Annotated in this window: 20 protein-coding genes; 14 read left to right on the forward strand and 6 right to left on the reverse strand. The window is 39.3% G+C overall.

The window, feature by feature from the left end; all coding sequences use genetic code 11:
• The first annotated feature begins 244 nt into the window (after window positions 1–244).
• The 11 genes from cyoA to dnaB all read left to right on the forward strand — a co-directional run bounded on the left by cyoA (window position 245) and on the right by dnaB (window position 11,076).
• Window positions 245–1,309: a ubiquinol oxidase subunit II gene (gene cyoA / locus B9T33_RS05165; RefSeq protein WP_086178086.1), complete on the forward strand. Its 1,065-nt coding sequence runs from the start codon at window positions 245–247 to the stop codon at window positions 1,307–1,309.
• Between the two features lie 3 nt (window positions 1,310–1,312).
• Window positions 1,313–3,301 (forward strand): cytochrome o ubiquinol oxidase subunit I, encoded by a 1,989-nt coding sequence (gene cyoB / locus B9T33_RS05170; protein WP_086177893.1) that lies wholly within the window; start codon window positions 1,313–1,315, stop codon window positions 3,299–3,301.
• 4 nt (window positions 3,302–3,305) lie between these two features.
• The gene (gene cyoC, locus B9T33_RS05175) at window positions 3,306–3,926 is read left to right on the forward strand and encodes a cytochrome o ubiquinol oxidase subunit III (protein WP_086177894.1); all 621 of its coding nucleotides are present in this window, start codon (window positions 3,306–3,308) and stop codon (window positions 3,924–3,926) included.
• On the forward strand, window positions 3,926–4,252 hold the full coding sequence (locus B9T33_RS05180; protein ID WP_086177895.1) for a cytochrome o ubiquinol oxidase subunit IV: 327 nt from the start codon (window positions 3,926–3,928) through the stop codon (window positions 4,250–4,252). Before cyoC ends, B9T33_RS05180 begins: the two co-directional genes overlap by 1 nt.
• Window positions 4,253–4,262: 10 nt before the next feature.
• The gene (cyoE, locus tag B9T33_RS05185) at window positions 4,263–5,141 is read left to right on the forward strand and encodes a heme o synthase (RefSeq protein ID WP_086177896.1); all 879 of its coding nucleotides are present in this window, start codon (window positions 4,263–4,265) and stop codon (window positions 5,139–5,141) included.
• 101 nt (window positions 5,142–5,242) lie between these two features.
• Complete coding sequence (locus B9T33_RS05190) at window positions 5,243–7,360, forward strand: hypothetical protein (RefSeq protein WP_086177897.1); 2,118 nt, start codon at window positions 5,243–5,245, stop codon at window positions 7,358–7,360.
• A 6-nt stretch (window positions 7,361–7,366) separates the two neighbouring features.
• Window positions 7,367–8,155: a DUF3142 domain-containing protein gene (locus tag B9T33_RS05195; protein ID WP_086177898.1), complete on the forward strand. Its 789-nt coding sequence runs from the start codon at window positions 7,367–7,369 to the stop codon at window positions 8,153–8,155.
• Window positions 8,156–8,313: 158 nt separating this feature from the next.
• On the forward strand, window positions 8,314–8,700 hold the full coding sequence (rpsF, locus tag B9T33_RS05200; RefSeq protein ID WP_004696436.1) for a 30S ribosomal protein S6: 387 nt from the start codon (window positions 8,314–8,316) through the stop codon (window positions 8,698–8,700).
• Window positions 8,701–8,712: 12 nt separating this feature from the next.
• Complete coding sequence (rpsR, locus tag B9T33_RS05205; protein WP_004278792.1) at window positions 8,713–8,940, forward strand: 30S ribosomal protein S18; 228 nt, start codon at window positions 8,713–8,715, stop codon at window positions 8,938–8,940.
• A 9-nt stretch (window positions 8,941–8,949) separates the two neighbouring features.
• Window positions 8,950–9,396, forward strand: a complete 447-nt coding sequence (rplI, locus tag B9T33_RS05210; RefSeq protein ID WP_086177899.1) for a 50S ribosomal protein L9 — start codon at window positions 8,950–8,952, stop codon at window positions 9,394–9,396.
• A 240-nt stretch (window positions 9,397–9,636) separates the two neighbouring features.
• Window positions 9,637–11,076, forward strand: coding sequence for a replicative DNA helicase (gene dnaB, locus B9T33_RS05215; RefSeq protein WP_086177900.1), 1,440 nt, complete (start codon window positions 9,637–9,639; stop codon window positions 11,074–11,076).
• 32 nt (window positions 11,077–11,108) lie between these two features.
• Here the strand turns inward: dnaB and B9T33_RS05220 are convergent, their stop codons facing one another.
• Both B9T33_RS05220 and B9T33_RS05225 read right to left on the reverse strand, forming a co-directional pair.
• Window positions 11,109–11,762: a hypothetical protein gene (locus B9T33_RS05220; RefSeq protein ID WP_228145789.1), complete on the reverse strand. Its 654-nt coding sequence runs from the start codon at window positions 11,760–11,762 to the stop codon at window positions 11,109–11,111.
• A 127-nt stretch (window positions 11,763–11,889) separates the two neighbouring features.
• On the reverse strand, window positions 11,890–12,300 hold the full coding sequence (locus B9T33_RS05225; RefSeq protein WP_086177901.1) for a DUF4259 domain-containing protein: 411 nt from the start codon (window positions 12,298–12,300) through the stop codon (window positions 11,890–11,892).
• Window positions 12,301–12,626: 326 nt separating this feature from the next.
• Between B9T33_RS05225 and alr the strand changes: the two genes are divergently transcribed.
• Complete coding sequence (gene alr, locus B9T33_RS05230; RefSeq protein ID WP_086177902.1) at window positions 12,627–13,700, forward strand: alanine racemase; 1,074 nt, start codon at window positions 12,627–12,629, stop codon at window positions 13,698–13,700.
• Between the two features lie 132 nt (window positions 13,701–13,832).
• On the opposite strand, the gene B9T33_RS05235 is transcribed toward alr, so the two are convergent.
• Genes B9T33_RS05235 through B9T33_RS05250 form a run of 4 tightly spaced genes read right to left on the reverse strand, consistent with a single transcriptional unit; the run spans window position 13,833 to window position 17,527 of the window.
• Window positions 13,833–14,567: a proteasome-type protease gene (locus tag B9T33_RS05235; RefSeq protein WP_086177903.1), complete on the reverse strand. Its 735-nt coding sequence runs from the start codon at window positions 14,565–14,567 to the stop codon at window positions 13,833–13,835.
• 18 nt (window positions 14,568–14,585) lie between these two features.
• Entirely contained in the window at window positions 14,586–15,365 is a 780-nt protein-coding gene (locus B9T33_RS05240; RefSeq protein ID WP_086177904.1) for a transglutaminase family protein, read from the reverse strand.
• The gene (locus B9T33_RS05245; RefSeq protein ID WP_086177905.1) at window positions 15,362–15,964 is read right to left on the reverse strand and encodes an alpha-E domain-containing protein; all 603 of its coding nucleotides are present in this window, start codon (window positions 15,962–15,964) and stop codon (window positions 15,362–15,364) included. Before B9T33_RS05245 ends, B9T33_RS05240 begins: the two co-directional genes overlap by 4 nt.
• Window positions 15,965–15,985: 21 nt before the next feature.
• Window positions 15,986–17,527 (reverse strand): circularly permuted type 2 ATP-grasp protein, encoded by a 1,542-nt coding sequence (locus tag B9T33_RS05250; RefSeq protein WP_086177906.1) that lies wholly within the window; start codon window positions 17,525–17,527, stop codon window positions 15,986–15,988.
• A 270-nt stretch (window positions 17,528–17,797) separates the two neighbouring features.
• On the opposite strand from B9T33_RS05250, the gene B9T33_RS05255 reads away from it, so the two are divergent.
• Together B9T33_RS05255 and B9T33_RS05260 are read left to right on the forward strand one after the other, a co-directional pair.
• The gene (locus B9T33_RS05255) at window positions 17,798–18,796 is read left to right on the forward strand and encodes a helix-turn-helix transcriptional regulator (RefSeq protein WP_086177907.1); all 999 of its coding nucleotides are present in this window, start codon (window positions 17,798–17,800) and stop codon (window positions 18,794–18,796) included.
• Window positions 18,797–19,387: 591 nt separating this feature from the next.
• Window positions 19,388–21,058, forward strand: a complete 1,671-nt coding sequence (locus B9T33_RS05260) for an FMN-binding glutamate synthase family protein (protein WP_086177908.1) — start codon at window positions 19,388–19,390, stop codon at window positions 21,056–21,058.
• The last annotated feature ends 3 nt before the right edge of the window (window positions 21,059–21,061 follow it).

Consider the following 21,061-nt stretch of genomic DNA (forward strand, 5'->3'; position numbering starts at 1 on the left):
AAAATAAAATTCCTATAAAAAAAATGCAATTCCGACTGATAAAATAGGGTTTTAATACAGTCATTTAAAGCAAGTTTATGTATAGCTTAGTTTGTCATTATGAGGCATAATGCCCTACAACGTAGCGGTGTCGCATCATTGTGACGGTTTTTTCATGTCTGAAAAAAATCACAATCATGCGACACTTTATTCGCTATCCCAAATTTTAAATTTAGGGAATGGGACTCTTCACCGAGGTTGTAAAATGAGACAAACAATTTTAGCTGTATTGTCTTTATCTGCGATCGCTGCACTCTTGACTGGGTGTGGTGGTGATATGGTACTTCTAAACTCAAAAGGTCCAGTTGCTGAAGGTCAATCGAACCTCATGCTTACTGCGATCTACCTAATGTTGTTGGTAGTTATTCCATCAGCACTTATGGCGTTATGGTTTGGTTGGAAATATCGCGCGTCAAATAAAGATGCAGACTATAAACCTACTTGGGCACACTCTACTGCAATTGAAGTTGTAGTTTGGGGTATTCCTGTCATTATTATTGGTATTTTAGCGGCATTAACATGGTGGGGCTCACACGAGTACGATCCATACAAACCATTAAAATCAGAAAAAGCGCCTTTAACTGTTCAAGTTATTGCTGAACAATTTAAATGGATCTTTATCTACCCGGAACAAGGCATCGCTACTGTAAACGAAATGCGTTTCCCAGAGAAAACTCCGGTATCGCTTCGTATTACATCTAACTTTACGATGAACTCATTCTTCATCCCTGCGTTAGGTGGTCAGATTTATGCAATGGCGGGTATGCAAACTCACCTGAACCTATTGGCTGACGAACTTAGTCCTGCTGAAGGCTTCCGTGGTTTCTCATCTAACTACTCAGGTTATGGTTTCTCACAAATGCGCTTCCGCGCTCACTCTGTGACAGATACTCAGTTTGCCGAATGGGTTAATGCAGTTAAAGCTGGTAATGGTACTTCAGTAAATCCAGAAGCAGTACAAAAAACTGTTTTAGACCAAGCTGAATTCCAAACTCTTAAAGACGGCGACCGCTCTAAACATCAGATCGAAGCTTTAGTTGCTAAAGCAACTACTCCTGAAGAGAAGGCTAAAGCTGAAGCAATGAAGCCTTACCCTACTAAGCCACATCCAGTGACTTACTATTCTTCAGTAGAACCTAAATTGTTCGAATCAGTGATTAACAAATACATGAGCAACTACCACGGTGCTGACCATTCAGCGACTGCTGGTCATGAAGCTGCTGCTTCTGAAGCTCATGCAGGCGTTGAACATGCGGCTGCAGGGGAATAAGACATGAGCTTATTAGGTAAGTTAGGACCAGATGCAATTCCACACGATCCAATCGTGTTGGTAACTGTTGCAATGATGATTCTAGGCGGTATCGTAGTTGTTGCTGGTATCACCTACTTCAAAAAATGGAACTACTTGTGGACTGAATGGTTCACATCTGTAGACCATAAAAAAATCGGTATCATGTATATCCTCGTGTCAATTGTCATGCTTGTGCGTGGTTTTGCCGATGCGATTATGATGCGTCTTCAACTGTTCCTTGCAAAAGGTGGCGGTGAAGGTTACTTACACCCTGAACACTATGACCAGATCTTTACTGCCCACGGCGTAATCATGATCTTCTTCGTAGCGATGGGTCTTGTAGTTGGTTTAATGAACGTTGCTGTACCACTTCAAATTGGTGCACGTGACGTAGCATTCCCATTATTAAACTCTCTAAGCTTCTGGTTATTCGCCGGCGCTGCGGGCTTAATGATGGCTTCTCTTGCAATTGGTGAATTCGCTGCAACAGGTTGGATGGCATACCCTCCACTTTCTGGCATCGAATACTCTCCAGGTGTAGGTGTAGACTACTATATCTGGGCACTTCAGGTTTCTGGTCTAGGTACGCTTCTTACTGGTGTTAACTTCTTCGTTACCATCATCAAAATGCGTGCACCTGGCATGAAACTTATGGACATGCCTATTTTCACTTGGACTGCATTAGTTACTGTAGTGCTTATCGTTGCAACTTTCCCAGTGTTAACTGCGACTATTGCAATGCTTTCACTTGACCGTTACTTCGGCTTCCACTTCTTTACAAATGACATGGGTGGTAGCCCAATGTTGTATGTAAACTTGATTTGGACTTGGGGTCACCCAGAAGTATACATCTTGGTATTACCAGCTTTTGGTATTTACTCAGAAGTTACAGCTGTGTTCTCACGCAAAGCGTTGTTCGGCTACAAATCTATGGTGTACGCAACTGTAGCAATTGGTGTTCTTTCACTAGTTGTATGGGTTCACCACTTCTTTACAATGGGTGCTGGTGCCAACGTTAACGCGTTCTTCGGTATCATGACCATGATCATTGCGATCCCTACTGGTGTGAAAATCTTCTCTTGGTTATTCACTATGTACAAGGGCCGCATCACCTATACAACACCAATGCTTTGGACACTTGGCTTCCTTGTGACTTTCGGTATCGGTGGTTTAACAGGTGTATTAATGGCAGTTCCACCAGCGGACTTCCTAGTACACAACTCTTTATTCCTTATCGCTCACTTCCATAACGTAATTATTGGTGGTGTTGTATTCGCGATGTTCGCGGGTATCATTTTCTACTGGCCAAAAATGTTTGGTTGGCAGTTAAATGAAACTTGGGGTAAAGCAGCGTTCTGGTTCTGGTTCTTCGGTTTCTACTTTGCATTCATGCCACTTTATATCCTTGGTTTCATGGGTATGACTCGTCGTTTGAATACATATGACAACCCTGAATGGGATCCGTACTTAGCTATTGCGTTCTTCGGTTCTGTGCTTATTGCTATTGGTATCTTCTGTTTCGTTATGCAAATCGTTGTTGGTTTCTTACAACGCGAAAAAGGTGCGGACGTAACTGGCGATATTTGGGATGGTCGTACTCTTGAGTGGGCTACTTCATCTCCTTCACCATTCTATAACTTTGCTTATATTCCTAAGATCAATGGTATTGATACTTTCTGGACTGACAAAGAAAATGGTGTTGCTTACGCTAAGCCAACAACTTACGAAGACATCCACATGCCAACTAACCGTGCGGCAGGTTTTGTAATTGCAATGTTTATTACAGTTATGGGCTTCGCATTAATTTGGCATATTTGGTGGCTAGTTGTTATCACTTTCGTATGTGCAATCATCAGCTTCATCGTATCTTCTTTCACTAAGAAAGTGGATTACTATGTACCTGCTGCTGAAGTAGAGCGCATCGAAAATGAACGCTACGCGCAACTTGAAAAATTCTTGAAGAAGGACTAAGACAATGGCTGAAGTACTTCATCACGACAACCACGGACATGACGAGCATCATCATCACGATGATACTGACATCACTGTCTTTGGTTTCTGGACTTACTTGATGAGTGACTTGGTTCTTTTCGGGACACTCTTCATCGCGTTCGCTGTATTAAGTAGCCACGTTCCTGTGGGTACTCCAAGTGCACAAGAGCTGTTTGGTGAATCTTTAGGTTTCGTATTAACTGAAACTTTCGCCCTTCTTATCTCTTCTGTTACTTTTGGTTTTGCTGTTCTAGCGGCTTACAAGAAAAATGTTGGTCAAGTTCTAACTTGGTTAGCAATTACTTGGGTGTTTGGTGCTGCCTTCATTGGTATGGAACTTTATGAATTTAATCATTTAGTTCACGCCGGTCATGGTCCAAGCACAAGTGCGTTCTTATCTGCGTTCTTTACTCTAGTTGGTACGCACGGTATTCACGTAACTTCTGGTTTGGTATGGATGCTTGTGTTGATGTTCCAAATCAAGAAAAATGGTTTGACACTTCCAAACACTCGTCGTCTTGCTTGCCTAAGCTTGTTCTGGCACTTCCTTGACATCGTTTGGATCTGTGTATTCAGCGTTGTTTACTTAATGGGAGTTATCTAATGAGTCACGATCATAACTCTGCTGGTGCAGCTCACGGTAACACTAAGCAATATACGATTGGTTTTATCCTTTCTGTTCTACTTACCGTAATTCCTTTCGGTATGGTAATGGCAGGTGGTTTTAGCCGTGGTCTATTGGTTGCCGTAATCGCGATTACTGCGATTGCTCAGGTTCTTATTCAGTTAGTTTACTTCCTGCATATGAACTCTTCTTCAGAGCAACGCTGGAACGTGATTGCATTTGTTTATACTATCCTTACAATCGCTATTCTTTTAGTTGGTTCTGTTTGGATTATGAACTACCTTCACTTCAACATGATGATCTAAACTGATCGTCATGCTGAAAAAGTATTTATTCCTGACTAAACCAGGAATTCTCTTTGGTAACTTTGTTACCGCTTTGGGTGGCTACTTTGTAGCTGCCCAAGGTTCTGTAGATTTCCTTCTCTTGCTTCTTACCCTCTTAGGCACCCTCTTTGTGGTTGCTTCTGGATGTGTAGTCAATAACATTATTGACCAAGACATCGACGCTAAAATGCAGCGCACACAAAATCGTGCGATGGTTAAAAAATCAATTTCAATTCCTGTAGCTTTAACGTTTGCTTTAGTTTTAGGTGTAATTGGTTTTGGCATTTTATGGTTCTGGGTAAATGCTTACGCTTTTCTTTTTGCTGTTATTGGTTTTGTCGTATACGTTGGTTTTTACAGCTTATGGACAAAACGAACAACAATTCATCAAACTATTATCGGCAGTCTTTCTGGCGCAGCACCACCCGTAATTGGGTATACGGCTGTTACAAACCAGTTTGATTTAGGTGCCCTACTTATTTTTATAGGTTATGCATTTTGGCAAATGCCTCATTCTTGGGGAATTGCTGTTTACCGATTTGATGACTACAAAAATGCAGGTATTCCAATTTTACCTGTTGCTCGTTCAATTCACCGTACCAAAGTTGAATCTTTGGTTTATGTTGTTTTGTTCTGCATTACCATGAATGGTTTATTCTTTTTTGGTTATGCAAATTGGATTTATATGATTGTCTTGAATGTCTTAAGTCTGTATTGGATTTATCTGACCATTCAAGGTTTCAAAGCTGAAAATGATCAGGTTTGGGCAAAACAATATTTTATGTTTTCCGTGAAGCTGATTACAGTAATCAGTTTAATTTTTAGTTTTACGTCTACTGCGCCTCTGAAGCCAATCATATTTTTTTAAGAAGATAGAGTTTTACTCTATCTTTTTTTATTTCTAAATACCTTCAAACCCTAAGCTCAACTTGATACCATTGCGCACACAACTATAATTAACTGTGCCCTATGTCATATCAAAAAAAATTTATTCACTCTGCCCTTTTCACATCGAGTATTCCATTCGGTATTTTCTTTAGCATGCAAAGTCATGCAGGCATGGATGTCTATTGTGAACCATCGACAGTTATTCAAACCAATGCTTATACCGCATGTGATGAACTCCCTGCACTCACACCAGCAAATGACAATCAAACCAACATGCTGCTGTTGCTTAGTGATTTATCTATTGCCAAATTTAATATTCAAGAAGAAAAATCCACACTTTGGAGAACTAGCTATAGCAAAGTTCCATTTGAAGTTTCCAGTATTATAAGCACTAGCAGCAATAAACTGCCGAATGCACGTAAACCTTTAAAAACACCTGATCTAAGTTATAACGAGCATTGCAATAGCATTCAAAATGGCGAAGCAGCCTTTATTCAACAAGTCAAAAATGACAGTAAGCTTTCAAGTAGTGAAAAAGACACCCTGATTCGCGAACGTCAAAAAATTAATGATTGTGACAATAAACTAACTCTGCTGAACGTCAATCCAAATTGGTCAGCAGGTGCTCGCCAATATGCATCCTATTTAAATGCAACAGTTTCATTTTACAATGCTAACTTTTCCACAGCCACTAAGATCTACTCAGTATTAACCAATGTTGATCAGCCTTGGCTCAAAGAAACATCACAATACATGTTAATTCGAAGTGCTTTAAATGAAGCTTATCAAAGTGGTTTAGGAGAATATGGCGATTTAAATCATGACAAACTCAATCAAAATTTATTAACCAGTTTTTTCAATAATATCACCCAATATTTTAAGCTTTACCCTCAAGGTCAATATGCCGCAAGTGCACGCGGTTTATTAAGACGTGGATTCTGGCTCAGCGGAAAACATGATTTGCTCATCAATGAATACGTATGGCAAATCAATAATCCTAAATCCAGCGTTTATAACTTAGAGCTGCCTAATCTACCCTATGAATTAGATCGTCATGTATTTCAAAGTAAACGTCTGAATGTCAAAAATTTGAAAGATCCGTTTTTCCTCACTATCTATGATCTGATGCATATGCGGAAAATAGAAAATTCTGATGATGTTGTCATTTCTTGGGCAGACTTAAACGCACAAAAAAATTATTTTAAAGATGCGCCAGAACTGTTCCAGTATTTGCAGGCGAACCACTTATTTTATGTGCAAAACAAAGCACAAGAAGCCTTGAAATATCTTCCACAACAAACACCGAGCAACATTGGCAGCTACCTCCAATTGAGCCAGTTCATGTTGAAAGGACGCATTTTGGAAGCAAGTGGGCAAAATCAAGCAACGCAGCAATATTGGGAAAATCTACTTTCCATTAGCAAAACAGCTGAGCAACGTGGTTTGGCTGAACTTATGCTGTATCGTTATTATGCCCAGCAGCAAAATACAGCACAATTTATTGGTCCATCAGCAAAAATTAAACAAGCTTTTTTGCAACAACAATATTTAGTTGAAGTTGCAAATGAACAAAGCTTAATGAGTGTTGTAAAAAATAATGCAGCAACTCAAGATCAAAAAAATGTTGCACTTTACACATTACTAAACAAATCATTGGCGTATCAAAATTTTGATTTATTTAATCAAGCGTATGCCGAATTACCGAGTAATGCTGCTCAGTTTAATACTGAGCAAAATACTGCTGAGAAATATCGGCATCAACCTCCATTTGCCAATTTCTTATGGAAGGGCATCACTGTTACCAATTCAATCAAATGCCCTGAGTTAGCAACATTGACCAAACAATTACAAGCAAATCCAAAAGATCTGAGTCTGCAATTGTGCTTAGGTGAGTATGCGCGTAGTTCACAAGCCTACAGCCTGGTCGATCTCAGTTATCAGTCAGATGATTCGCCACAAAGTTTTAAAGGTCGTTATTTTGCACGCGGTGATGTGTATAAAAATATTATTAAAACAGGAACCAAATCTGAATTAACCGCCTATGCGCTGTATCGCGCTATTCAGTGTTATGCACCAAGTGGTAATAATGAATGCCAAGATAAAGATGTGAGTAAGTCTGTACGCAAACAATGGTTTGATCAAATCAAACGGGATTATCCTGAAACAAGTTGGGCTAAATCCTTAAAATATTATTGGTAATTTTCTATGCTTTTGCAGTTGATCAGGCGGATAAATACATTAGGTCTTTTGTTCATATTGAGCATTGTTTTGTGTTCCGCTTGCTCACCTGCTCAATCCCAACATGTACAAGAAAATCATGCTAAAGCTCAGCCCCATGTTGATGCAGCACATTATTCAAGCTTTTGGATTTGGGGCAATATCTCAAGTTCGTCCTATTTGCAGAAAGCATCGGAACTCTACATTTTACAAGGCGAAATGAATTGGAGCAGTGCGTTAAAACGTTCCGAATTTATACCCCAGGGAATTCAAGTTTTAAATAAACCACAGCAAAAAATATGGCTGGTGATTCGTAGTCACCATTTAAATTGGTCAGATGAAAATATTCGACATGTGTTGCAACGCCTTGCACGTTGGGAAAAAAATGGCAACCAAATTCAAGGTTTGCAGATTGATTTTGATGCGAAGACACAAAATATTCATCTATATGCGGTGTTCCTTGAAAAGATACGAAAGCAATTGCCTAAAAAATATCGTTTGAGCATTACGGGTTTAATGGATTGGACCAATGTTGAAGATCAGCAAACCTTAAAATTACTTGCTCAAAATATTGATGAAATCGCTATACAGACCTATCAGGGCAGCCACACCATTAAAAACTATACGCTTTATTTAAATAAAGTCTCAAAATTAAAACTCCCCTATAAAATTGGTCTTGTACAAAACGGGCTTTGGCAAGCACCTACGCATTTGGCTCAAGATCCTTATTTTAAAGGCTATGTGGTCTTTTTATTACGCAGTGAAAAGCATAATTAAACCATAAAATAATTCAGGCATTTTAACTCAATGCCTTGTATTTCAAACCCAAACGCTCTAAAATTCACGCTTCGCAAACTTTGCGACACAACTTTGGTTGTGACTCCTTGCTTCTAACAGTTTTTGTTAGGGGCTGCCTAAACCGTAAGGAGCTGACAATGCGTCACTACGAAATCGTACTATTGGTACATCCAGACCAAAGCGATCAAGTTGTGGGTATGGTAGAACGTTACCTAACTCACATCAAAGAAGCTGAAGGTCAAATCCACCGTCTTGAAGACTGGGGCCGTCGTCAATTGGCTTACCCAATCAACAAGATCCACAAAGCTCACTACATTCTTATGAATGTTGAGTGTGGTCAAACTACTCTTGATGAGCTAGAAGAATTGTTCCGTTATAACGATGCAATCATTCGTAGCCTTATCATCCGTCGTGAAAACGCTATCACTGAAGAGTCACTATTGGCTAAGAGTGCTGAAGAAAAACGTGCGCGTAAAGCTCAACGTGAAGAAGCACAACAAGCTCAAGACTCTGCTGAAGCATAAGGAGAACATAACATGGCACGTTTTTACCGTCGTCGCAAGTTCTGCCGCTTTACAGCTGAGAACGTTACGTACATCGACTACAAAGATATCGACACTTTAAAACAGTACATCACTGAAAACGGCAAGATTGTTCCTAGCCGTATTACAGGTACTAAAGCTCGTTACCAACGTCAATTAGCGCTAGCTATTAAACAAGCTCGCTACTTGTCTTTGATCCCTTACACTGACAATCATAAGTGAGGTTGAGCTGTGGATATTATCTTATTACAACGCATTAAAAACCTTGGTAAATTAGGCGATAAAGTTTCAGTTAAAGCTGGTTACGGCCGTAACTTCCTTATCCCTCAAGGTAAAGCAGTTGCTGCTACTGAAGCTAACACTGCTGCATTTGAAGCTCGTCGTGCAGAACTTGAAAAAGCTGAAGCTGATGTTTTAGCTGCTGCTCAAGCTCGTGCTGACCAATTGAACGAAGTTAACATCGTTATCACTGCTAAAGCTGGTGACGAAGGTAAACTATTCGGTTCAATCGGTACTCGCGACATCGCTGATGCCCTAACTAATGCTGGTCTTGTTGTAGACCGTGCAGAAGTTCGTTTACCAAATGGTGCGCTTCGCAACACTGGTGAATTCAACATCGCAATCCAATTGCATCATGATGTTACTGCTGAAGTTCTCGTTACTATCGTATCTGAGTAATTTCTTGCAGAAAAAAGAGCATGCTTTAGCATGCTCTTTTTTTATCTGCGCAAAATAATCTGATTATATTTCTAACTTTTTAACTCTTGATCCAATTCTTTAAATGACGCCTTAATCGGAAATAGTTGTTCGCAATTCCGAATAAAACGCCTATTATCTGAGTTGAATGAAAAGTTGAAAAACTGTATTTAAGTACCCATTTTCCATATGCTTCCAATGGATTGATCATCAGGGATTTTTATGTCACAGGCGAATGCCAGCAAGCAAAACTCTAATGCTGCAACTAAAGCAACAGAACAAAGTCAGTTAAAAGAGTTTCGTACCCCACCCCACAATCTTGCAATCGAACAAGCCGTTTTAGCTGCGCTGATGACGGTTGCAGAATCATTTGAACAAGTGGGTGACGTACTAACTGAAGCTGACTTTTATGCCACACGTCATAAATATATCTTCCGTGCGATCGATCAACTTTCAAAAGACAGCTCACCTTATGATGCAGTATTGGTGAATGATTGGTTAATCAATCAAAACCTACTTGACGCTGCAGGTGGTGAAGAATACCTGATGCAGTTAATGTCTGACTCGCCATCAAGTTTCTATAACTTGGAAACCTATGCGGCAAAAATTAAAGAATTTTCGACTTTACGTAGCATGATTAAAGTCAGTTCAGAAATTTTACAAAATGCTTATGACACCAAAGGTCGTACTGTTAGTGAAATTTTAGACTTGGCTGAAACCAATATTTTCTCTATTGCAGAACAACATAATAACAATGCGAAGGCACAAGGCCCAAAAGCCATTAACTCTGTAGTTGCAAGTGTATTTGATAAGTTAAACGAACTTTCACAAACCGAAGGCAGTATCACAGGTTTAACTACTGGCTTTGTGGAACTAGATAACAAAACTTCAGGCATGCAAGCAGGCGATTTAATTATTGTTGCAGCACGTCCATCTATGGGTAAAACCACTTTTGCCATGAACTTGGTGGAAAGTGTGTTATTCAATAATAATTTACCCGCACTGGTTTACTCCATGGAGATGCCAGCTGACTCCATCGCCATGCGTTTGATTTCGTCATTTGGTCGTGTACATCAAGGACATTTACGTGCGGGTAAAATGGATGCAGACGAATGGTCAAAAGTGACCAGTACCATCGTACATTTACAAGAAAAAAATCTGTATATCGATGATTCATCCGCTTTGCCACCAACAGAATTACGCTCTCGTGCTCGCAGGGTTGCAAAAATGCATGGCGGTAAGCTGGGCTGTATTATGGTCGACTATTTGCAGTTGATGAAAGTTCCGGGCATGGGCGATAACCGTGTAGGCGAGATTTCTGAAATTTCTCGAAGCTTAAAAGCACTAGCCAAAGAAATGAACTGTCCTGTCATTGCCCTGTCTCAGCTTAACCGTGCGCTGGAAAACCGTCCAAATAAACGCCCCGTGATGTCAGATTTACGTGAATCTGGTGCGATCGAGCAGGATGCCGATTTGATTATGTTTATTTACCGTGATGAGGTTTATAACAAAGAGTCAAAAGAAGCTGGTACAGCAGAAATTATCATTGGTAAACAGCGTAACGGCCCGATTGGTACGGTACGACTTGCCTTTGAAGGTCAATATACGAAATTTAGTAACTTATCACCTGAATTTTATGCTCAGTATGATGATGAAGAGTAAAACTTAAAATTTGATTGCTGTAAAACTATGGCTTATAACCAAAACTTAAGCCACTTAATAAGCTTTTCCCACAAAACTTTGAATACTGAAGACGATGTATGCTCTTTATTTTCAACAGATGATGACGGGAAAGCTTCTCTGAGCTTTTCACAGGTTGGATATTTTTCTTGGATTTTAGCTAAATAATAGTCTTGGTCATGCTCAATAAAACCATCTAAAATTTCTACCGTTTCATTATTCCTGTGCATACAATTCGATGTTTGTTTATTCCAAGCTAAAAATGGTGCGACTGGCTTGGAAATGTTTACTCGATCATTTTCACAGTTTAAAGTCGCAAATGAAACGATTTGATATTCATTAGCATTAGTTCCATCTGGCGCATAGGCCAATCCAATAATCAATTGATCCTTTGCAATCTTTTTAATTGGAAAAGAACTCTGCCACTCTGTAGGTTTTGAATATCGAAATTCATCTAAGCTTGATCTAAAAATAAAATTTTCAGCACTTAGATCAACCACAGAGTTGGGCGTATTGAGCTGATTTGTTGTATCCGATTGAAAACGCGCAATAAATACGTCTTGTGGGATGTGTGGTGCACACGCAAAACTCTGTTCTATCGAAAAGGAGAGTAGAAGAGAAAAATAAAGAAATTTTCGAACGAATAGGTAATTAGATCTAATTTTCAAAATTTAATTTCTCAATGAAATACTTTTCATCTGATATCAACATTCAAAAATAAGGAAGTTATTGAATCTAAATTATTATCTACCACATAACGATTATTATAAATTCAATAACTTAGCTTTTTACATATTATTTCGCTAACGCAGTTTTTAAAGCTGCAATATTTGCGCGCCAATCATCATAATACTCAGTTTCAGCCCAAAGTTCATTTAACTCTGAATCACCACCTAAAACCAAATCTAAGGCTGTTCGCGCTTTTTCTAACAATTCTGGTGAAGGCTCAATGTTTACTGTATTTACCCATTCATCAATTTGTGCTGTATAGGCATCTTCCTGAGTCCCTTTACCCAATAATTTTGCGACAACTTCAACCGCAGCAACAATAACTGAAGCATCATCTGCTTCAAGATACTCGTCTTTATTTTCTATAGCAGACTCAAAAACTTTTGCGAGTACTGCATCATCCTGTGCATTTTCTAATTCGTAAACCCAATCAGCTGCGTCATCATTTCCAAATGGTTCGTGTGACCAAGCACCCATAATCCTACCCCTTTTTTATATTCAGTTTTCAATATGATAAATGATCATACACAACATTTTTTTAACTTCTTCATTTAAATTCATGCCATTTGTTACAATCATTTATTTCTTCAAAACTTATATAAATGCTTATTTTATTTTCCCGATTTATTTATAAATATTGATTAAAAACACAAATGTGCATGTCTATTTAGATTTGATAGGTCTACAATATTGCTTGTTTCAAAGCAGGGTCTGTACCTTATGTACAGCGTCGATATGCTTTGAATCCGATATCGTGTACCAAATGGTACAAATCTATTTGTCATTCCCAAGGAGTAACGAGGGTGCGTCAAGCAACAGTTTATATTGATCAAGAAGCACTTCAATATAATTTAAACCGTGTCAAACAACTTGCCCCAACCGCTAAAATCGTCAGCATGGTGAAAGCCAATGCCTACGGACATGGAGTCGAAGCTTGCTTAGCCGCCTTAAGTTCAACCGATGCCTTTGGTGTCGCTTGCCTTGAAGAAGCCTTAGAAATTCGTGAATTGGGCTATGAACAGCCGATTACCTTAATTGAAGGTATTTTCTCTGGCGATGAAATGCAAATCGTGATTGAGAAAAAAATCGAATGCGTTGTGCACCACCAGCAACAGCTAGATTGGTTGCGTGCACATAAAGATGCTTATATCGCGCAAGGTTTAAAAGTTTGGGTAAAACTGAATAGCGGTATGAACCGCCTAGGCTTTAAAGTCCCTGAAATTATTGACGTGATTCATCAGCTCAAAGCAGAAGGTTTTACTTGTGTTTTAGCCATGCACTTTGCCAATGCAGATGCGGACAATCACCCTTTAAACGAACAGCAAAAAAACCAATTTTTACACGTGAAAGAAGCTTGTGCTCCGATCATGGGTTCTTGCTGCAACTCTGCTGCCATTCTTAAATGGCCAGAATTGAACTTTGATTTTGTTCGTCCGGGTATCATGTTGTACGGTGCAACACCTTTTGCTGATAAATCAGTAGAAGAACTCGACCTTAAACCAGTAATGACCTTCACTGCTGAAGTTATTGCCTTAAACACCATTCAAGCAGGCGAAGCTGTTGGCTACGGTTCAACCTTTGTTGCAGACAAAGATATGTACCTTGCCATTGTTTCAATTGGTTATGGCGACGGCTACCCTCGCGCATTTCCGAAACAAAACTATGTAGCGATCAATGGTCAGCAAACTCGTGTTATCGGCCGTGTTGCGATGGACATGATTGCCATTGATGTAACAGGCATCGATGCACCGCTTGGTACTGAAGTTGAGCTTTGGGGCAAAGAACGCTTAGTAGATGATGTAGCTGAAGCCAATGGCACCATTGGTTATGAATTATTATGTCGTATGAGTGCACGTCCAGTACGTAAATTAGCTTAAAGGCATAAATATAAAAAGCCCAGGTGAATCTGGGCTTTTTTATGGCTAACGACTTTGAAGCTCAACTCTATTGCTTAAGCATTTACAGCGCTGCATAAATCTATTAATAGTTTCAATTTGATCAATTTAAATCTATTGAAAATAATCATCCGATGGCTTGGCAAGTTCAATTAAACCCTGACGCAGCGCCTCAGACCAGCCTTTACTGATCATCGTAAAATATGGATCTTCCTCATAAATGCGCTTACCGTGTGGCGTAATTAAACTGTCTTTTTTATAAATCAGCGCATCCAGCGGCATGCCTACCGAAACATTTGAACGAATCGTTGAGTCAAAGGAAATTAAGCTACAACGCATTGCTTCATCTAGTGGCATATCATAGCGTAAGGTACGATCTAAAATAGGCTTGCCATATTTACTTTCCCCAATTTGAAAATACGGCGTATCTGCTGTCGCACTAATAAAATTACCTTGCGGGTAAACATTATAAAGCTGCATTTGACCTGCTTTGATCTGCCCGCCGACCAGTAAACTACAATAATAATTGCTTTGCTCTAAGGTGTCCGAAGTCACGTCAGAAATCACTTTTTTTAAAGTATGACCAACCAATTCTGCCACTTCAAACATGGTATTGACGCTATATAAATTGGGTTCTTGCTTCAGTTCCAACTGATTTTGTAAATGCCCAATGACCGCTTGTGTTGTGGCTAAATTCCCTGATGTTTGAATGGCAATGAAACGCTCGCCTTGTACACCAAAAGTATATAATTTACGAAATACAGAAATGTGATCGACGCCTGCATTGGTACGTGTATCACTGATAAAGACCATGCCATCCTGTAAACGCAATGCACAACAATACGTCATGTTTTTCCCTCTTATTTTTTAACAGCCTAATACCTGAACAATTGAGCTCATTGACTCAATCCCACCCTGTTCACGTACACCACGTACAGGAGCTACATCCCAATAGTCCCGACCTATTGCCACATAAATATGTGACTGTGGTGTAAATAACTGATTACTGACATCAAAACAATACCATTTATTATCCAAAAAGGCTTCAACCCAAGCATGACTCGCAAGGTGTGTAGATTGAGGAATATATAAATAACCAGACACATAGCGTGCAGGCACACCTAAATACTTGCACATGGCAATCATGACATGGCTATGATCTTGACACACTCCAATCCGGTCTTTAAAAGCTTTTATTGCTGAAGTATGTACTGAGGTTTGATTAGGTACATAAGGGATATGCTGCAAAATTGCTTCAGATAAATGGATCAAATTCGCACGATTCACCCGTGGCACGTAGCAATCAGCAAAACTTTTCATATCAGAATCACACAAGGTACTTTGTGTCGGTTGTAAAAACAATTTCGGATTGAGCTGATCTTGAACGCCATCGGATTGATGCTGATCCATTTCAACAATCCCTTGCGCCATGATCGTCATTTGCCAATAAGGTTTACGCTGTGTGGTGGTCAACCATACATTTTGAAATGCATCGAGTTTCATTTCACGCAGTCCCGGAACACTCACATCCCAATGTTTTACACATTGATGGGAATTGGTGGATGGTGTCATTTTGATATATTGAATACTGCTATTCACTAGATCACTATAAACATAATGCGTTTGGTGATTGACCATTAATCTCATACATTCACCTCAAACATATTTTGAATATGATCACTGAAATGATAAAAATTTTCATTATTCGGGGTATTTTTAAGTGCTAACCAAGCATCTTGAAGATTATCCCAACCCATATGTACCAATGTACCTACAATATGCTCAATATTCGGCAATGTGTCCGACACATCTTGCTGCATACGCAGTTGTCGATCAAATTGCTCTAAACATTGCCCCAAACTGAAAAATAAAAATACACCATCAGACTCAGACTCTAGAACATCTTGGCAGTCCGAAACCACATCATAGATAAAACCCGGATTTTCACTGGCAGTACGTAGTAAATGATTCATTTCCGCATAGCTTTTTGCAGAAAGTACGCCGCGCAAATCTTGAATGTTGTTTCGAGCATGCTGAAATTGGCTATAAAATGATGCGGGTTGTTCAGCATTTAAAATCAATTCATTTAATGATTCTGAATCAAAAGCAGGCAAACAAAACGCATGCGCATAAGCCAATGCATCCTCTTCATCCTGAAATGGAAAAAGGCTACATAAGTATTGTGTACGGGTTAAATAACGCCCTAACCAAAATATATGTTCAGCATTACTGTTTAATAAAATCATATTTTGCTCCTTCAATGGAGTTTATGAGCGTAGATCATCTACAACCCATGTATCTTTTATCCCACCACCCTGTGATGAATTCACGACCAGCGAGCCTGCTTGCATAGCCACGCGCGTTAATCCACCGGGTACAATCTCAGTACAATAAGGCGAGCTGAGTACAAATGGTCGCAAGTCAATATGGCGTTCAGAAATATTACTTTCACTGAGCGTCGGGCTCACAGACAGCTCTAAGGTCGGTTGAGCAATATACAAATTTGGCGAAGCTGCAACTTTATCTCTAAAGCTGTTGACCTCTTGTGCCGAAGCTTGAGGACCAATGAGCATGCCATAGCCACCCGAACCTTGTGCTTCTTTAACAACCAATTGCTCCATATTGCTTAGCACATAATCTAAATCATGCTTTTCACGACATTGATAGGTTGGCACATTTTTTAGTATGGCTTTTTCACCTAAATAAAAGTGAATCATTTTATCGACATATGGATAAATCGATTTATCATCTGCCACGCCAGTACCCGGTGCATTTGCAATCACAACATTGTGTTGCATATATGCAGACATCAGACCTGCTACGCCCAAAGTGCTGTCGGGTTTGAAACATAAAGGATCTAAAAATGCATCATCCACACGACGATAAATTACATCAACACGCTGACGACCTTTAATTGTTTTCACATAAACCTTATCGTTTTCTACATAAAGGTCACGTGATGTCACTAAGGGCACATCCATCTCCCTTGCCAAAAAAGCATGTTCATAATAGGCACTGTTAAAGCGACCCGGTGTCAGCACCACAATAAATGGATTATCCACATAAGCATTTTCTACTAAAATTTCGCGTAATAATTGTGGATATTGCTCAATACCCATGATGTTATTTTGCTGACATAAATCAGGCATCAATTTTTGACTGATCTTACGGCTTTCCAACATATACGACACGCCAGATGGTGTTCTTAAGTTATCTTCCAGTACATAAAATTCACCTTGACGGTCACGTATAATATCAATCCCGCTAATTTGACTATAAATTTTACCTTTAAGATTGTGTTTGCACATTTGAGGCAAATAGGCCTCGTGCGTTAATACTTGTAATTCTGGGATAATGCCCGATTTTAAAATATCTTGTTGATGATAAACATCATGTAAAAACAAATTGAGTGCTTTGACCCGCTGTGCACAACCAAGTGATAGCGTGTTCCATTCTTTACGTGCAATAACACGTGGAATTAAATCGTAGGGAATTGTGCGTTCTATGCCTTCATCTTCACCATAAACCGTAAATGTAATTCCCTCGTATAGGAAATGCTGCTTGGCTGCCTGATTCAGTTGCTTTAGTTCATCAAGCGTATGTAAAGATAGCCATTGTTCAATACGCTGACAGGCTTCTCGACCGACTGATTTACTATCACGCATTTCATTAAAAAAATGCGATGACAATTGTTCAAACAGTGCATATCCACTTGCTACAGGTCGAGTTGTTAATGATGTTGTTAGTGCTAACTTCACATCAAAAGTTTCAAGTCCATTTGAAGTTGTATCTCGATTTTCTTTCAGCATAGCAACTCCACTTTTCTTGTAATCAATTTATAAATAAATCAAAGCAATAAACATGCCACTCATATTTGCTTGCTCTTTTGAACATTTTTGCATCAAATTTGTGATGTGGTACAGCATCTAAATGCTCAAGTCGTGTATCAAGTTGTTTCTATTTTCTTGGGTAAATCAGCGATTAATTTTTAGTTGCAAGACTTGCGAAACGAATAAAGATTACATATTGTGTCCAACAGTATCTTTTTATTCATTTCCATACTATTCAAGCTCAAAATTATGTCTTCACAAGAAAAAGAAACGTCGAATAGCCTCTATCGTCAGTGGCAAATTCTTTCACGCCTATCTACAGGAAAGTGGATGGGTACGCGTGAATTACAAGAAATTCTCAACCGTGAAGGGATTGATATTAGTCTGCGAACAATTCAACGTGACTTAAACCAGATTTCGCTACGTTTCCCGATTGAAAGCAGCAAAACCACACCTCAAGGCTGGCGTTGGCGTTCAGACGCTCCGATACAAAGTTTGCCGCATATGACCAGCTCACAAGCAGTCACGTTTATGATGGTAGAAGAGCATTTAAAACACTTATTGCCGCCAAGCTTAATTGAAGAAATGAATCCATGGTTTGACCTCGCACGACGAAGTCTTTCTTCTCAAAATAATGTACGCCAATGGATTAACCGTGTCCGTATTGTTCCTGCAACTCAGCCACTCATTCCCCCTGTGGTTGACAAAGCATCACAGCAAGCAATTTATGAAGGTCTATTACAAGACAAACAACTTGAATGTAGCTATCAAGGGCGTGGACAACAAAGTGAAGAAAAAACCTATATTTTAAATCCCCTAGCCTTGGTCCAAAAAGGTGCAATTATTTACTTGGTTTGCACACGACATGACAAAACCGATATTCAAACCTTTGCCCTGCACCGTTTTAAGTCAGCTCAAGTTTTAAATTCACGCGCTTTACATCCTGTAGATTTTGATATCGATGCCTACATCGATTCAGGTGCACTGGGTTTCCGTGTCAATTTCAATAAGCCAACTGAAATGATTACACTGAAACTGACAATGTCAGAAGCCGAAGCGGTCTATTTTGAAGAAAGTCAGCTCAGTAAGGATCAAATCATCCAAAAAGATGATTCTGGAATTGCAGAAGTCAGTGCAACCGTACCTTTTACTTCGCAACTGGTGTGGTGGTTACGCAGTTTTGGCAAAAAAATCCAAAAAATCGAACCTGAAGAAGTGGCAATTGAAGTCCAACAACTTAAAGACTAACTACTCTTATGCTCATTCTGCGAGCTAAAATGTGTAAAGACTGCATAACCTTGACCTGTGAGACTCAATCTCTCAGGTCTTTTAATACATGCATCTTCAAACATTATGATATTACATATATCCCATGCATAAAAAAGTCCCAAGACAGGGACTGAATAATTTCTTAATATATTTTTGTCATTTTAATTGCTTAGGTTAGAAGGCACTACAGTATCAACTTCTGCTGAATACCAATACTGTAGCAGGAATTTCTCAAGGCTCGATTTAATCAGCGCTGGCATAAGCAAGCAAGTTCAGCATTATTAAACCGAATGGATTTTTTTGTCATATTTTCGACCTCTTGCATTAAAAGTAAAATCACTTTATCGCAGGAAAATTAGTCTGTGAAATAACAAGAATTGATGTCTTTTCCAAATTTTTTCTTTAAGAAATATTTTTATTTTCTTTGCTCGAAAATGATTAAGCGACCAAACCATTAGGATGTTTTTAATTTTGAGACAAAGCTACACGGAATCAACAAATTAAAGCTTGAGGATTCTGACTAAACTCGGCAAATTAACACAATATAAACAAAGTATGATGTTTTAAAATATGCCAAGTCCAGCACAAACCATACGCCATAAATTACTCAATACTTTTTTCTCCAGACATTCGATCTGGTTTTTATGTATTTTAATTGCCTTATTAATTACCAATTTTCATTTTGGCTTTTCACCGCACTATCTGCAGTATTTTATGTCCGAAACGATGCTGAACAGTATCTGGGTTATTTCAATTTTGTTAAGCCTTTTAGGACTCTACGATCTGCTACAAAATAAGCATTCAATTCTCAAAAACTACCCCATCATGGGGCATTTTCGATTTTTATTTGAAGAATTCCGCCCTGAAATTCGTCAATATTTTATTGAATCGGATCAAGATGCTCTGCCCTTTTCACGCATGCAGCGTAGTCTGGTCTATCAACGTGCAAAAAACCAAAATGCAGATAAACCCTTTGGTTCAATTGTTGATGTCTATGAAAATGACTACCGATTTATCAATCATTCATTAACGCCTTGTATTCCTGCTATTCCAGAAACTTTTCGAATCAGCATTGGTAATGAGCAATGTTCAAAGCCCTATAGTGCCTCGATTATGAACATATCGGCGATGAGCTTTGGTAGCTTAAGTGCCAATGCCATTCGAGCACTGAATCTTGGCGCAAAAATGGGTAATTTCTACCATGATACAGGTGAAGGTAGTATCAGCCCCTATCACCTTGAAAATAGTGGTGATATCGTGTGGGAACTCGGTAGTGGCTATTTTGGCTGTCGTACAATAGATGGAAAATTTGATCCTATCCGTTTTGCCGAGCAAGCTAAACTGCCTCAAGTCAAAATGATCGAGATTAAACTTTCGCAAGGTGCCAAGCCTGGTCATGGCGGTATTCTCCCTAAAGGAAAAATATCTGAAGAAATTGCGCAGATTCGAGGTGTGAGCCGCGAGCATGATTGTATTTCACCTTCTAGTCACACCGCTTTTAGTACACCAATTGAGATGATGCAATTTATCAAACAATTACGTGAGCTTGCAGATGGAAAGCCTGTTGGTTTTAAACTTTGCATTGGCCAGCCTTGGCAGTTTATGAGTATTGTTAAAGCGATGTTGCATACAGGGATCTATCCAGACTTTATTGTGGTGGATGGTTCTGAAGGTGGTACAGGTGCCGCACCTATTGAATTGATTGACAATATGGGGACACCTTTACGCGAAGGCTTACTGTTTGTGCATAACACCTTAGTTGGTGCAGGACTTCGCTCAAAAATCAAAGTTGGTGCCAGTGGTAAAATTATCAGTGCCTTTGATATTGCCAGCACTATGGCAATAGGTGCGGACTGGGTCAATTCAGCACGTGGTTTTATGTTTGCTGTGGGTTGCATCCAAGCGCAAAGCTGTCATACCAACCAATGCCCTGTTGGTGTCGCTACACAAGATAAAGATCGACAAAAAGCCTTACATGTACCAACCAAGGCTGAGCGTGTATTTAATTTTCATAAAAATACCATGCATGGTCTATCGGAGCTTATTGCCTCTGCTGGACTACAACACCCTTCCGATATTCGCGCGCATCACTTAGCCCAACGGATTAACAATCGTGAAATCAAAAACTATGCACAACTCCATTTTTGGTTAAAGGATGGCGAGTTGCTGCATTGTGATAATAAAGATGAGGAAAATTTTTATTACCGTATGTGGAATATGTCGCATTTAGAAAAATTCTAAACA

This window comes from Acinetobacter sp. ANC 5054, assembly GCF_002135295.1.
Lineage (GTDB): Bacteria > Pseudomonadota > Gammaproteobacteria > Pseudomonadales > Moraxellaceae > Acinetobacter.

Excerpts from the sequence above, each read along its gene's own strand:
- cyoA (WP_086178086.1), top strand. The coding sequence starts at position 245 with ATGAGACAAACAATTTTAGCTGTATTGTCTTTATCTGCGATCGCTGCA.
- cyoB (WP_086177893.1), top strand. The coding sequence starts at position 1,313 with ATGAGCTTATTAGGTAAGTTAGGACCAGATGCAATTCCACACGATCCA.
- cyoC (WP_086177894.1), top strand. The coding sequence starts at position 3,306 with ATGGCTGAAGTACTTCATCACGACAACCACGGACATGACGAGCATCAT.
- B9T33_RS05180 (WP_086177895.1), top strand. The coding sequence starts at position 3,926 with ATGAGTCACGATCATAACTCTGCTGGTGCAGCTCACGGTAACACTAAG.
- cyoE (WP_086177896.1), top strand. The coding sequence starts at position 4,263 with ATGCTGAAAAAGTATTTATTCCTGACTAAACCAGGAATTCTCTTTGGT.
- B9T33_RS05190 (WP_086177897.1), top strand. The coding sequence starts at position 5,243 with ATGTCATATCAAAAAAAATTTATTCACTCTGCCCTTTTCACATCGAGT.
- B9T33_RS05195 (WP_086177898.1), top strand. The coding sequence starts at position 7,367 with ATGCTTTTGCAGTTGATCAGGCGGATAAATACATTAGGTCTTTTGTTC.
- rpsF (WP_004696436.1), top strand. The coding sequence starts at position 8,314 with ATGCGTCACTACGAAATCGTACTATTGGTACATCCAGACCAAAGCGAT.
- rpsR (WP_004278792.1), top strand. The coding sequence starts at position 8,713 with ATGGCACGTTTTTACCGTCGTCGCAAGTTCTGCCGCTTTACAGCTGAG.
- dnaB (WP_086177900.1), top strand. The coding sequence starts at position 9,637 with ATGTCACAGGCGAATGCCAGCAAGCAAAACTCTAATGCTGCAACTAAA.
- B9T33_RS05225 (WP_086177901.1), bottom strand. The coding sequence starts at position 12,300 with ATGGGTGCTTGGTCACACGAACCATTTGGAAATGATGACGCAGCTGAT.
- B9T33_RS05235 (WP_086177903.1), bottom strand. The coding sequence starts at position 14,567 with ATGACGTATTGTTGTGCATTGCGTTTACAGGATGGCATGGTCTTTATC.
- B9T33_RS05240 (WP_086177904.1), bottom strand. The coding sequence starts at position 15,365 with ATGAGATTAATGGTCAATCACCAAACGCATTATGTTTATAGTGATCTA.
- B9T33_RS05245 (WP_086177905.1), bottom strand. The coding sequence starts at position 15,964 with ATGATTTTATTAAACAGTAATGCTGAACATATATTTTGGTTAGGGCGT.
- B9T33_RS05250 (WP_086177906.1), bottom strand. The coding sequence starts at position 17,527 with ATGCTGAAAGAAAATCGAGATACAACTTCAAATGGACTTGAAACTTTT.
- B9T33_RS05255 (WP_086177907.1), top strand. The coding sequence starts at position 17,798 with ATGTCTTCACAAGAAAAAGAAACGTCGAATAGCCTCTATCGTCAGTGG.
- B9T33_RS05260 (WP_086177908.1), top strand. The coding sequence starts at position 19,388 with ATGCCAAGTCCAGCACAAACCATACGCCATAAATTACTCAATACTTTT.